This window comes from Nocardia sp. NBC_01388 (assembly GCF_045040085.1).
Classification (GTDB): Bacteria; Actinomycetota; Actinomycetes; order Mycobacteriales; family Mycobacteriaceae; genus Nocardia.
The window spans coordinates 6,978,061-6,990,987 of record NZ_CP109553.1 but is presented as its reverse complement, the minus strand read 5'-3'; the positions used below and the strand labels follow the sequence as shown (position 1 = coordinate 6,990,987).

The 12,927-nt window shown below is 65.8% G+C and carries 10 protein-coding genes and 1 riboswitch; of the genes, 3 read left to right on the top strand and 7 right to left on the bottom strand.

What is annotated here, in order from left to right; translation table 11 throughout:
• The first annotated feature begins 72 nt into the window (after positions 1–72).
• Entirely contained in the window at positions 73–2,349 is a 2,277-nt protein-coding gene (locus tag OG716_RS33395; protein ID WP_405134388.1) for an MMPL family transporter, read from the top strand.
• Positions 2,350–3,351: 1,002 nt separating this feature from the next.
• Here OG716_RS33395 and OG716_RS33390 read toward each other — a convergent pair.
• The gene (locus tag OG716_RS33390; RefSeq protein WP_405134387.1) at positions 3,352–4,860 is read right to left on the bottom strand and encodes a DUF222 domain-containing protein; all 1,509 of its coding nucleotides are present in this window, start codon (positions 4,858–4,860) and stop codon (positions 3,352–3,354) included.
• 144 nt (positions 4,861–5,004) lie between these two features.
• On the bottom strand, positions 5,005–5,679 hold the full coding sequence (locus OG716_RS33385; RefSeq protein WP_405134386.1) for a TetR/AcrR family transcriptional regulator: 675 nt from the start codon (positions 5,677–5,679) through the stop codon (positions 5,005–5,007).
• Between the two features lie 166 nt (positions 5,680–5,845).
• Here OG716_RS33385 and OG716_RS33380 point away from each other — a divergent pair, with 166 nt between their 5' ends.
• Positions 5,846–7,174, top strand: a complete 1,329-nt coding sequence (locus tag OG716_RS33380) for a lipase family protein (RefSeq protein ID WP_355130754.1) — start codon at positions 5,846–5,848, stop codon at positions 7,172–7,174.
• Positions 7,175–7,289: 115 nt separating this feature from the next.
• A riboswitch (TPP riboswitch) is annotated at positions 7,290–7,416 on the top strand.
• Complete coding sequence (gene thiC, locus OG716_RS33375) at positions 7,408–9,075, top strand: phosphomethylpyrimidine synthase ThiC (protein WP_405134385.1); 1,668 nt, start codon at positions 7,408–7,410, stop codon at positions 9,073–9,075. Its footprint overlaps the riboswitch before it by 9 nt.
• Positions 9,076–9,182: 107 nt before the next feature.
• On the opposite strand, the gene dmpI is transcribed toward thiC, so the two are convergent.
• The 5 genes from dmpI to OG716_RS33350 all read right to left on the bottom strand — a co-directional run bounded on the left by dmpI (position 9,183) and on the right by OG716_RS33350 (position 12,917).
• Entirely contained in the window at positions 9,183–9,449 is a 267-nt protein-coding gene (gene dmpI, locus OG716_RS33370) for a 4-oxalocrotonate tautomerase DmpI (RefSeq protein WP_355130750.1), read from the bottom strand.
• Positions 9,450–9,504: 55 nt separating this feature from the next.
• Positions 9,505–10,413 (bottom strand): LysR substrate-binding domain-containing protein, encoded by a 909-nt coding sequence (locus tag OG716_RS33365; protein WP_405134384.1) that lies wholly within the window; start codon positions 10,411–10,413, stop codon positions 9,505–9,507.
• On the bottom strand, positions 10,414–11,412 hold the full coding sequence (locus OG716_RS33360; RefSeq protein ID WP_405134383.1) for a peptidylprolyl isomerase: 999 nt from the start codon (positions 11,410–11,412) through the stop codon (positions 10,414–10,416).
• Positions 11,413–11,490: 78 nt separating this feature from the next.
• Positions 11,491–11,748, bottom strand: a complete 258-nt coding sequence (locus tag OG716_RS33355) for a hypothetical protein (RefSeq protein ID WP_405134382.1) — start codon at positions 11,746–11,748, stop codon at positions 11,491–11,493.
• 20 nt (positions 11,749–11,768) lie between these two features.
• Positions 11,769–12,917, bottom strand: a complete 1,149-nt coding sequence (locus OG716_RS33350) for a GTP-binding protein (RefSeq protein ID WP_405134381.1) — start codon at positions 12,915–12,917, stop codon at positions 11,769–11,771.
• Positions 12,918–12,927 lie beyond the last annotated feature (10 nt).

Below are 12,927 nucleotides of genomic sequence, written 5' to 3'. Positions count from 1 at the left end.
ACTGTCGATCGCTAGGAAGAACTCAGGAACGCTACCGTTCCGAAGTCGAATGACTTCGGAGGGTGTGCGTCAATGCTGACCAATCTTGCCCGGTTCGCCATGACGCGCCCGCGCGCCGTCCTGGTGGCCGCACTGTTGCTGATGATCATTTGCGGCGGCTTCGGCGTCACCGCGAAATCGCATATGGTCGGCGGCGGCTATCTCACGCCCGAGCTGGAGTCGGTGCAGGCCAACGATTTCATCGACAAACACTTCCCCGGCGGCAATCCCAATCTGATCGTCATGGTCAGCACCGATGCCGGAGTCAACAGTCCCGTGGCACGCGAGGAGGCGCAGAGCGTCACCGATCGGCTCACCCAGGATCCGAATGTGACCGGGGTGCAGTCGTATTGGACCGATCTGACGACCCGTCCGGATCTGGCCACCGCACTGCGCAGCAAGGACAGTCACCGCGGCCTGATCATGGCCACCATCCTGGGCACCGATAACGAGGTGCAGAACCGGGCCGTCGCGCTCAGCGCGGATATCAATGGTGACCGCGATGGCGTGCAGGTGCGGGTGGGCGGTATGGCCGGCAGCTTCGCCGATATCAACCACCAGGTGGAGAAGGATCTGATCCTGGCCGAATCCATCGCCGTGCCGGTCTCCGGACTGCTGCTGGTGCTGGTGTTCGGCAGTGTGGTCGCGGCGGCGCTGCCACTCATGGTGGGCTTCTTCGCCATTGCGGCAACCCTCGGCATTCTGCGCCTGATGACCGTGTTCATGGACGTGTCCATCTTCGCGCTGAATATGACCAGTGCGCTCGGGCTGGCCCTGGCCATCGATTACAGCCTCTTCATCGTCAGCAGATATCGCGAGGAACTCGGCAACGGCCTCGACAGCCGGGCCGCCATTCTGCGGGCGGTGCAGACGGCCGGGCGGACCGTGGTGTTCTCCGGCCTGACGGTGGCACTGGCCCTCGCCGCGCTGGCGGTGTTCCCGCAGCCGTTCTTCAAATCCTTTGCCTACGCCGGTGTCGCGGTCGTGGCCGCCGCGGTGGGTGCGGCAGTGCTGTTGCTACCCGCCGCGCTGATCCTGCTCGGCGACCGCGTGAACGCCTGGGATCTGCGAAAGCCGCTGCGACGCCTGCTGGGTCGCGGTGAGCGGACGGTGGTGCGCGCCGAGGACAGCGGCTGGTACCGGCTGGTGTCCGGCGTTATGAAGCGTCCGATCCCCGTCGCCGTGGCCGTCACCGGCATTCTGCTGTTGCTCGGAACCCCTTTCCTGTCAGCGCATTTCGGCACTCCCGACGATCGAATGATCGGCACCTTCGCCTCCAGCCGCCAGGTCGGTGACGCGGTGCGCGGAGATTTCAACGCCAATATGGCGTCCAGCGCGGTGGTCGTGCTGCCCGGATTCCACGGCACATCCACCGAGATCCGGGACTACGCAACGGCATTGGCGAAGGTGCCCGGCGTGCCCGCGGTGCTGTCCAGCGACGGCGTGTACGCCGACGACGGGACCGGTGTGCGCAAGGTGGCGGCGGGGATTTCGCAGATGGCCGGGCCGGATGGGGCCTATCTGTCGATCGGCACCAGGGAATCGCCCTTCACCGAGGCGGGAAAGACGCAGCTGGAAGCATTGCGTGCGGTACCTGCGCCCGGTCCGGTGCTGTTCGGTGGTGCGGCGGCGCTGAACAAGGACACCATGGACTCGGTCATCTCACGACTTCCGCTGGCAGGGGCGGCAATCGCCGTGATCACCCTCATCCTGCTGTTCCTGTTCACCGGCAGTGTGGTGCTGCCGGTGAAGGCGCTGCTGCTGAACGTGCTGTCCCTGACGGCCACCTTCGGCGCCATGATCTGGATCTTCCAGGACGGTCACCTGGCAGGTGTCCTCGGCTTCACCCCTACCGGCAGCGTCGACATGTTCATGCCGATCCTCATGTTCTGCCTGGCCTTCGGCATGTCCATGGACTACGAGGTCTTCCTCCTCTCCCGCATCCGCGAAGAATGGCTGTCCTCCGACCGCACCCCCGAAGCCAACACCCGCTCAGTAGCCCTGGGCGTAGCCCGAACCGGCAAAATCTTCACCGCCGCAGCAGGTCTGATGGCAGTAGTCCTCCTGGCAGTAGCCACCTCCGAAGTAACCGCCATGAAACTCTTCGGCATAGGCCTGGCCCTGGCAGTAATAGCCGACGCCACAGTAATCCGAGCCCTCCTGGCCCCCGCCCTGATGCGCCTGATGAGCACCACCAACTGGTGGTCCCCCAAACCCCTAGCCGCCCTACACAAAAAAATCGGCCTGGAAGAAACCCCCACCGAACACCCCGCCCCCAATCCAGTACAAGAACCCGCCCTGACAAAGTAATTACCGCCACCGCCTAAGCCCTGAGCCAAAAGCACTTCGTGTTTTGTTCCCGAGAACGGCACCACAGCCGGTCGACCCCGCCGGTACCGCAGGTATCTCCTTGGCCCGGAAGGTCAATCGGGTACCTCTCCCGACGTGCCCAGCACGGCCATCTCGGGCTTTGCCCGCACCCCCTGCTGACCAACCCTGCCGGGGGAGGCAAGAAACCCAGGTGCACCGACCGTTTCGGCATAGAAACCGTCCGCTGCCGGGGATGGAACAGCGGGTCTCTCAGCGGCACAAAGGGTTATGGGGTCGGTGCCGCGCGGACACCTGCTGTGCGGTCCGGGAGAAGTCCTGTGCGCTGCCCGCTTCGGGGGGGGATTCAAGGCCGAGATAAGCCGGTGCACCTGGGTTGCTTGCGCCGAGGGGCGGTGGTGGGTTTCTGGGTGCGGGCAGGGCCCGAGATGGCCGTGCTGGTGACGCCGGGGTGGGGTACCCGGTTGACCTTCCGGGCCGAGGAGATACCTGCGGTACCAGCCGGGTCGACCGGCTGTGGTCCGGTTTCACAGACACCACACGAAAAGGCAAGAGCCGAAACGACAAAGGGCGAAAGACAAGGACGCCTGGAAACAAGGAATCGAAGAACAAGAACCCGGAAGGCCACGTCGGGCAACGGCCTACAGCAGGAGCGGGATCAGGCCGACAGGGGCAGCGGCAGCGACAGCGGGCAGCGGGCAGCGGCAGCGGGCAGCGGGCAGGGGCAGGGGGCAGGGGCAGGGGCAGGGGCAGGGAAGACTCGCGGTCTGGCGTGGTGGTGTGGTGGTGTGGTCCGGTGGGCGGCAGATTCGGTGGTGGCCCTCGGTGGTGTTGCCGCCCTGCGGGTACACATCCGGGGCGGGGAAACCTGTTGTCGCGGTCGGGTTGTCATTGTTCGGCGAGCGAACCGGCCTGAAAGCCGATACGGCAACGACCTCCAGCACCGACAGGAACAACCTGCCGGTGACACCAGAGGCGGGAAACCTATTGTCGCGGTAGGGGTGTGACGACCCGGCCGAGCACCCGGTACCGCACCGGTGACAATCCCGAGGCACGACACACCCTGCGAGGCCGCACCGACGGCGGAACCTCGGTCAACAACTCCTCGGGATGATGCAGGTGGTTGACCCGTGGCGTCCGCGACGGATCCACATGCGCCGGGGCGATCCACGCCGTCCGGCCCGGGAAGTCCGAATCCGCACCGAGTTTGATGGTTTTCCACCCGCGTGGCCCGTCTTTGACCAGGGCGTGGCAGTGATCGCACGCCAAGGTCAGGTTTTCGATATCGGTGGGGCCGCCCTTGCTGAACTCGGTCACATGATGGGCCGCGGCCATACTCGCCGGAGCCGAGCACCCCGGGCGGGTGCACCCACGCTCGGTCGCGATCAACGCCAACCGTTGCGCCGGGTTCGCCAACCGGATTTCCCCGATATGCAACGGCATCCCGTTCTTGTTCTTCACGAGCACGAACGTCTTGCAGTGGCGGGCCATCAACCGGAGGGCGTTCTCGACCGGGACCTGCCCACCGGTGGCGGTGGTGGCCACCCCCGCAGCGCGTTCGACATCCTCGATGCTCATGGTCATGATCGTGGAGACCGGCAGCCCACGGTGCGATCCCAGCTTGGTGGGGTTGAAGTCCGGGTGCAACACCGCCATGAGGGCGTCGTGCTGGCGTTGGGCCTTGCTGCGCTCGTCACGGGCCGCGCACGCCTCCAGCACATCCCGGGGCACCGGGTTGTCCTCATCCTCGGCCCACGGGCTTTCCTTGTCCGCCGGGTTGCACATACCGGGACGGGCCAGCTTGGCCATGACAGCATCGAATGCCGCACGGGCGTCGGGGGTGAGTTCGACGGTGAGGGTGGACATCAGGTCGTAGCGTTGCGGGCTCAGAACCGCACTGCGCTGGTTCTGCCGATCAGCGTCCTCGGTGAGCTTGCCGTCCGGGTCCAGGAAACCCAGGATCATCTCCCCGATCCTCGGCAGATGTGTCGGGTCCAGGGCGCGCGCCTGGAAGGCGAGTTGCTTCTCGGCGTAGGCGCGAGCCTCAGCAGGAACCTTGCCGGGCAACCGGTTCATCACCTGCCGGATGACCCGCACGTGATCGAGCGAAATCGCCCCCTCGTCCAGGGCTTGGGCGACGTTCGGCAGGACCGGGGCCGGGTCGGGCTCGTCACCGACGCGATGCCACACCGCGAGATCCTCAGCGGCACGCCACCGGTTGATCGCATCCCCGTGTGAAATATGCAGGACCGATTGCAAATACAGGGCCGGGCTCCCGGAACCGTTGAGAGCGGGCAATGACCGGGCGCAGGCTTGCACGATCAGATCCCGTTGCACCGACGCCAACCGGCGGGTACAGGTTTCGATCTGCTGCATCAACGCCACAATGTCGGTGTCCGGCACCGGGATCAACGGCAGAGCAGTGAGAGATTCGACCGCAGCGACCAGTGCGGCTGCACCGGCCGCGATTGCGGATTCTCCCCCTGATTCCATGCCTCTATTCTACTCCCGGAAAACAGACCCGGAAAGACGAATTCCGTTGTGATATAAGGTTATTCAGAATTTCCGGTCTTCACATTTTGTCGCTTTCCGTTCTGCGCCTTTCGTTTTCGCATTCTTGTCCAGGCGTTTTTGCCTTTACCGCTCGCCCCGCCGACCGTTGTCGACCACCGCGATGAATCGCGTCAGGTCCTCGGTCAATGTCTCGACGGCGTCGGCTTCTCCACCATCGTCGTGATGGTGCAGCCAGTCGGCGACCAGTTCGAACATGCCGCCGATGGTGGCCAGGCAGAGGGCCAGGCCCTGGCGGTCGGTGAGTGAATCCTGGTGTGGCCATTGCTGGTTGAGGAAGGCGGCGGCCCAGCGGCGGTTGCTGCGGCGTTTGGCTTCTACAGCCGGGGAGATTCCGCCTGCTTCGCCGAAGGTGACCTTGGCGAGGCGGGGGTCGTCGGCGATGGCGTGCACGAAGGCGGTGGTGAGGGCGCGCAAGCGGCCGGGCCAGTCGTGGCCCTCGGTGTCGGCGGCGGTTTCCGCGACCCGCTGCTGGATCTGTGCCGTGATCTGTTCCAGCAGTGCCGTATAGCACGCCTCCTTGCTGTCGAAGTGGTCGTAGAAGGCTTTGGTGCCGACGTAGGCCTGCTGACAGATCTGCTCGATCGACGTTCCCGAATAGCTTTGCCGGGCAAAGAGTTCGGTGGCGGCGGCGAGCAGTTGCCGGCGCCTTTGCGCGCTGCGCTCGTCCGCGTCGAGGCCGCGGATCCGGCGGCGCACAGGGGTCCGGTCTGGCGCCGCGGCCGGTTTGCTGCGGGTCATGCCATGACGATAGCCGGGAGTGTTTCAGAAAGACATCTTGTTGACAACACGGTGCCGTGTTGTAATCGTCGTCACGTCGATGAGGAAGGGAACAGACGTGGCTATCAATGGGGATCGCCGGCGGAGGGGGTGGCGGCGGTTTACCGCGGCCGCGCTCTCGACGGCAATGACGGCATCCATCGCGGTGCTACTGGGGGGCGCGGCCACGGCACCGGCCGCCGCACAGCCGGAACCGGTGAACGTCGACCAGTTCTACAGTGCGCCAGACGGTTTCGAATCGACCGCACCGGGCACCATCCTGCGCTCCCGCGAAGTGCAGCTGGCGGTGCTCACCGTATTGCCGGTGCACATCCGCTCCTGGCAATTGCTTTATCGCACAACCGATCTGAACGGACAGCCCGCGGTCGCGGCCACCACCGTCGCGATACCGGAAGGCGCCGATACCTCGCACGGCCGCCCGCTGGTATCGCATCAGTTCTTCTACGACAGCACCTCACCGAATTGCGCGCCGTCGTACGTACTGCAGCAGGGCGGCGGACTGCCCGCGCTGGAGGGCATCCACTCCACGGTCGAGTACCTGGAGCTGGCGGCCTCGATCAGCCAGGGCTATGCCATCAATGTTCCCGACTACGAAGGGATTTACGGGCACCTCGCGGTGGCCAAGGAACCCGGCTACATGATTCTGGACAGCGTGCGCGCGGCGGAGAGCTTCTCCCCGCTCGGCCTGGACGGCGTCAATACCCCTGTCGCGCTATGGGGTTACTCCGGCGGCGGCATGGGCAGCGGCTGGGCGGCGGAGATGCAGCCCACCTACGCACCAGAGCTGAATATCAAGGGCATCGCCATGGGGGCGCCCGTCTCGGACGTGGAATCGCTGCTGCACGTGAACGGTTCGATGTTCGCCGCGCTGATCGGCGTCGGCATCGCCTCACTGCGCAATGCCTATCCGAAGTTCGCGGACGCCGTCGACCGCTATATGACACCGGAGGGCCGGGCGATCATGGATCGCACCGCCGGCCAGTGCCTGCCGCGCAATGCGCTCACCCTCATGTTCACCGACTACCAGCGCATGCTGACCATCCCCATCGCCGACTTCCTGGCCCTGCCGGAGGTCAAGGAGGTCTTCGATTCGACTGTGCTGGGCAGCAATCCGCCCACCGCGCCGACCATGGTCTACCAGGGCGTCTACGACGAGGCCGTGCCCTGGTACACCAACGATCGCATGGTGCAGCAGTGGTGCGACGGCGGCACCTCGGTCTACTACAAGCGCGACCATCTCAGCGAACACCTGACCCTGACCACCCTCGGCATGGCGGACGCCTTCAACTGGATCAAGGGCCGTTTCGCACCCGGCGCACCCGATCCGGTCGGCTGCCGCACCGACAATGTGGTCACCATGCTCGGCAATCTGGACGCCCTGGCGACCCAGACCGAGATCAGCCTGAACGCCACCTTCGGCGCACTGGGCTGGCCCATCGGCCCGCAGGAGCACTGACCCGCTGGGCGGCCGCTCGTGTGGCCGCCCAGTTCCCGCGTGTCACCTGCACGGACAGTTCTGTGTGATTGTCCGAGTCCGCGTACTCCGGCAACCCGGTAAGGTCGGCCACGGTAATCATGCCAACGGGGGCTCGCACCAGCGGGCTGAGAGGACGGCTAGCCCATTCGGGCGGAGCAGGGCCGTCGACCGTATGAACCTGACCGGGTAATGCCGGCGTAGGGAGGATTCACATGTCATCGAAGTCTGTCGTGCCCAAGGGCGGTTCCGCCGTAGTCGACACCGTGACAACCGGGCCCATTCAGGGCAGCGTCAAGCATTACGAGCAGGTCGAGGCCGATGGCACGACACTGCGGATTCCGGTGCGGCGCATCAACCTCACCAATGGCGAGAAGTTCGACGTCTACGACACCTCCGGGCCGTACACCGACGACAATGCCGTGATCGATCTACAGGCCGGGCTGCCCAAGGTCCGTGACACCTGGACCAAGCCCGATGTTCCGGGTCCGCGCACCCAGCTGGCCTGGGCGCGCGCGGGCATCATCACCCCGGAGATGCACTTCATCGCGGCGCGCGAAGGCGTTGCCGCCGAGTTGGTGCGCGATGAGGTCGCCGCCGGTCGCGCCGTGATCCCGGCCAACCATAATCACCCCGAATCCGAGCCGATGATCATCGGCAAGAAGTTCCTGGTGAAGATCAACGCCAATATCGGCAACTCGGCCGTGAGCTCCTCGATCGCCGAGGAGGTGGAGAAGATGGTGTGGGCCACCCGCTGGGGCGCCGACAACATCATGGATCTGTCCACCGGCAAGAACATTCACGAAACCCGCGAGTGGATTCTGCGCAACTCCCCCGTCCCGGTCGGCACCGTGCCGATCTACCAGGCGCTGGAGAAGGTGAACGGCGATCCCACCCAGCTGACCTGGGAGCTGTACCGCGACACCGTCATCGAGCAGGCCGAGCAGGGCGTCGACTATATGACCGTGCACGCGGGTGTGCTGCTGCGCTATGTGCCGCTCACCGCCAAGCGCGTCACCGGCATCGTCTCGCGCGGCGGCTCGATCATGGCCGCGTGGTGTCTGGCGCATCATCAGGAATCGTTCCTGTACACCAACTTCCGCGAACTCTGCGAGATCCTGGCCAAGTACGACATCACCTTCTCCCTCGGTGACGGCCTGCGCCCGGGTTCGGTCGCGGATGCCAATGACGAGGCCCAGTTCGCCGAACTGCGCACCCTCGGCGAACTCACCAAAATCGCGAAATCCTATGGCGTGCAGGTGATGATCGAGGGCCCCGGCCACGTCCCCATGCACAAGATCGTGGAGAACGTGCGGCTGGAGGAGGAACTCTGCGAGGAGGCCCCCTTCTACACCCTCGGCCCGCTGGCGACCGATATCGCGCCCGCCTACGACCACATCACCTCGGCCATCGGCGCGGCCATCATCGCGCAGGCCGGCACCGCCATGCTCTGCTACGTCACGCCCAAGGAGCATCTGGGCCTGCCCAACCGGGACGACGTCAAGGTCGGCGTGATCACCTACAAGATCGCCGCCCATGCCGCCGATCTGTCCAAGCAGCACCCGCACGCCCAGGACCGCGACGACGCACTGTCCAAGGCGCGCTTCGAATTCCGCTGGCACGATCAGTTCGCGCTCTCCCTGGATCCCGATACGGCCCGGGAGTACCACGACGAGACCATGCCCGCGGAGCCCGCCAAGACCGCGCACTTCTGCTCCATGTGCGGCCCGAAGTTCTGCTCCATGCGCATTTCCGCGGATGTCCGCGAATACGCCGCGAAGCAGGGGCTCACCGATGTAGCGGCCATCGAGGCCGGTATGGCCGAGAAGTCGGCCGAATTCGCCTCGGCGGGCAATCAGGTCTATCTGCCGGTCATTTCGTAGCACACACGTAATACGCACTGGGCGTGCACTACTCGGGTTCATTCCGATCGGTGCACGCCCGGTTCGTCCGTGCCGGAGAGTGCTCCCCGACATGGTTGTCGCACAACCTATTTCTTGTCGGCGGTGAGCGTTCCCCCGATGGCCCAGCTGTCGGTCGGGACCTCCTGGATCCACACCTGCACGGCCTCGGCGGGAATCTGCAACGCGTCGACAAAAGCGTCGGTCACCCGGCGCACCAGCTCACGCTTGAGTTCGACGGTGCGGGGACCCTGCTGAATGGTGACGATGGGCATGACTGCTCTCCTCTGCGATGTGCTGAATTCGATTGGGCCCGTCCGATTTCCGGTTCTTCCGGCGGCCTGAGAACAGTTCACCGCAGCACGAGGCCGCGACCAATGGCCAGTCCGTTCACGCAGCGATAAGCAATCCTTATCGTGCCTCCGAACCCACCTGTTCGCTCTCGGAAATCAGCCTGACCAGCAGATTCAACTGCGGCGACGCGGCACCCGACCGCACCGCCAATCCGATGGGCAGCGACATGCCAGCCTCCGCGAACGGCCGGAACGCCACCCTCGGGTTGTGCACCAGGCGGGCATTCGACGCGTAGACAACGGTCCACATCGGCGCACCGGCGCCCACCGCGGCCATCGTGTCCTGCAGGGTGCTCGAGGCCGGCGAGGGCAGCGGGGTCGGCTCGAAACCGGCACGCTGACAGGCGGAGAGCACCAGATCCACCAGCGCCGGATGCTCACGCCGCTCGATCAGCCGGATCGGAAGCGCGGCCAGGTCGGCAAGGCTCACCGACTCCCGCGCGGCCAGCGCATGCCGGGCGGGCAAGGCCACCACGAGCGGATCATCCCAGGCGGGAAGCAGATCCAGCTCCGGACTGTCCTGCGGCGACCGCACGAACGCGGCGTCCAATCGCCCGTCGGCCACCTGCTTGATCCGCTCCTGCACCGGCAGCGCCACCAATTCGACCCGCACCTGCGGCGCCCGCTCGGCGAAACCCTCCAGCAGCGCGTCCAACCGCTCCCCGAGTCCGGTCACGGTGCCGAGCCGGAAGACCTCCGCGCGCCCACCGGCCAGATCCGCCACCGAAGCCCGCGCTTGATCGGCGGCGGCCAGCACGGCGCGCGCCCCCGGCAGGAACCGCATTCCTGCCTCGGTCAATCGCACCCGGCGCGGAGAGCGTTCCAGCAGTTGCACTTTCAGATCCCGCTCCAGCCGCTGCACCTGCTGGCTGACCGCCGGCTGCGCAATATGCAATCGCTCGGCGGCCCGCCCGAAGTGCAATTCCTCGGCCACCGTCACGAAGTACCGCAGCTGACGCAGTTCCATCTACTGCGCCTGAATCGAACTCACGTCGACGGGAAGCTTCGGACCGCCGTCGCCCGGCCCCATTTTCTCGTCCGTTCCACCCGCCGCGACCTTGTCGAGCACTGCCAGCCCGGCTGTGTCGATGGTCCCGAAAACGGTGTACGAGGGCGGCAATTGCGAGTCGCCGTAGACGAGGAAGAACTGGCTGCCGTTCGTTCCCGGACCGGCATTCGCCATGGCGAGCGTGCCGCGCGGGTACAGCACCGGCCCGGAGGCCGCCGCGGCATCGGTGGAGCCGAAGGTGTCGGTCGGATACTCGTCATCGAATTCGTATCCGGGACCGCCCATTCCGGTACCCGTCGGATCACCGCACTGCAGCACCTTCAAATCGTCGGCGGTGGTCAACCGGTGGCAGTGCGTGCCGTCGAAGTAGTGCTGCGCCACCAGACTGCTGAAACTATTGACGGTGCAGGGTGATTCGGCACTGTTCAGACTCAGCCCGACGCTCCCCTGCCCGGTCGCCATCACATACTGCGTCACCGAAGAGCTCGTATTCGCCGGAACACCATCGGTTTTCGGCAACTGCGCCTGCCCCTGCTGCGCCCCCGCCTTCGTCCGGTAGACACAGCTCACCGCGGCGGGTTTCGTTCCGGGAGCCGGTAGTGCGCCACCGGCCGGTGCGGCCGGTGCGGTGGTGGAATCAGGGGCCGATTCCGGGGCCGACGCGGCGGCCGACGTCGTCATGGGCAGGGCGGTGCCCGACTCCTCGGACTTCTTCGAATACACGACCGCCGCGACCACAAGCACAACAAGGGCCACGACCACCGCGGGAATGGCCACCAGCAGCCACTTCGGCACCGATCGGCGCGGCGGACCCGGCGGCGGATATCCCGGACCAGGGCCGTACACCGGCGGACCGGGCGGATAGGCGCCCGGCGGCAGCGGCGGGGCGGGATACGCGTCCCGCGCCGAATGAACCGGTTGCTGCTGCGGCGGCATGCCCGCCGGATCCTGATTCATGCTGTCCTCTCACCTGCGCTACCCGCCGCACCTTACCCAGGTGCCGTTACCGGCCGGTTCTGATGAGGGATCACATCGCTACTCGGGCGAGTAGAAGGTGCCGCCACCGGCAATGTGCGGGAAATTGGTGTCGATGGTGACCTGGACCCGACCGGGACCGGTGGGCAGGGTCTCCGGGACCCAGAGCGCATCGGTGGGTCCGAACGGGGTGTCGTCACCGAGCGAAACCGGCGGGAAGGTGCCGCTCGCTCCGCTGTCGAGGTTCCTCCAGCTGAGGGTCGCGGTGGCCCCACAGCCGCCGGTCAGAACGGGAAGATAGGTGAAATCGGCTCGCACCCAGCGGGCGCTGACGCGTCTCAGGCGTGCTCGTGAGCCGGGCCCCAGGACGGGAAGGGATCGCGGAAGCCGAGCCAGGCCTGCCGCCCGGATTCCATTTCGGCGTCGGTGAGCAGTGCGGAGTAGAGCAGGTCCCGCACATGCGGGCGATCCAGCTTCACCCCGATGAAAACGATTTCCTGACCGGGGTGCATCTCCAGCGCGGACCAGTACGCCCCCGCCTCGAAGGTCAGATTGGGGCCGGCTTGCGACCAGATGGCCGCCATATCCGGCCGGCTGGCGAGCCAGAAGAAGCCCTTGCTGCGCAACAGCCGATGCAGTTGCGCCAGAGCGGCGTCCAGGCGTTCGGGATGGAACGGCCGATCGGCGGTGAAGGTGATGCTGCTGATCCCGTATTCCTCGGTCTCCGGGGTGTGCCCGCCCGCGAGCTCGGAGTCCCAGCCCTCGAACTGGGCGGCGATATCCGGGTTGTAGAGACCGGTGCCGAGCACCTCGGCCAAGTCGACCACACCGTGCGAGGCGTGCACGATGCGCGCGGCCGGATTCAGCCGCCGGATCGTAGCCTCCACGGTGCCAACGGCTTTCGCGCTCACCAGATCGGTCTTGTTGAGCACCAGGACGTTCGCGAACTCGACCTGATCCACCAGCAGATCGGCAATCGTTCGCGCATCCCCTTCGCCCGCTTGCAGATTCCGCTCCGCAAGCGCCTGCCCCTGCACCACCTCGGAGAGGAAGGTGGAGGCGTCCACCACGGTCACCATGGTGTCGAGCCGGGCCAGCTCGCCGAGGGTGAAACCGTCCTCGAATTCCCATTCGAAGGTGGCGGCCACCGGCATGGGTTCGGAGATGCCGGTGGATTCGATGATCAGCTGATCGAAACGGCCCTCGCGGGCCAGCTGACCCACCGATTCGATGAGGTCCTCGCGCAGGGTGCAGCAGATGCAGCCGTTGGTGAGCTCGACGAGCTTCTCCTGCGTGCGGTCCAGATGCCCCTGGCCGGCGACCAGCGCCGCGTCGATATTCACCTCGCTCATGTCATTGACGATGACCGCCACCCGGCGGCCCTCTCGATTGGCCAGGATGTGGTTGAGCAGGGTCGTCTTACCCGCGCCGAGGAAGCCGGAGAGCACGGTCACGGGCAGTTTGGCGGGTTCTCGGTCTGAAGTCATCAGATAATGA

Coding starts and splice junctions, on each gene's coding strand:
- OG716_RS33380 (WP_355130754.1), top strand. CDS start 5,846: ATGACGGCATCCATCGCGGTGCTACTGGGGGGCGCGGCCACGGCACCG.
- OG716_RS33390 (WP_405134387.1), bottom strand. CDS start 4,860: ATGGAATCAGGGGGAGAATCCGCAATCGCGGCCGGTGCAGCCGCACTG.
- OG716_RS33360 (WP_405134383.1), bottom strand. CDS start 11,412: ATGAATCAGGATCCGGCGGGCATGCCGCCGCAGCAGCAACCGGTTCAT.
- OG716_RS33365 (WP_405134384.1), bottom strand. CDS start 10,413: ATGGAACTGCGTCAGCTGCGGTACTTCGTGACGGTGGCCGAGGAATTG.
- OG716_RS33350 (WP_405134381.1), bottom strand. CDS start 12,917: ATGACTTCAGACCGAGAACCCGCCAAACTGCCCGTGACCGTGCTCTCC.
- OG716_RS33385 (WP_405134386.1), bottom strand. CDS start 5,679: ATGACCCGCAGCAAACCGGCCGCGGCGCCAGACCGGACCCCTGTGCGC.
- OG716_RS33395 (WP_405134388.1), top strand. CDS start 73: ATGCTGACCAATCTTGCCCGGTTCGCCATGACGCGCCCGCGCGCCGTC.
- thiC (WP_405134385.1), top strand. CDS start 7,408: ATGTCATCGAAGTCTGTCGTGCCCAAGGGCGGTTCCGCCGTAGTCGAC.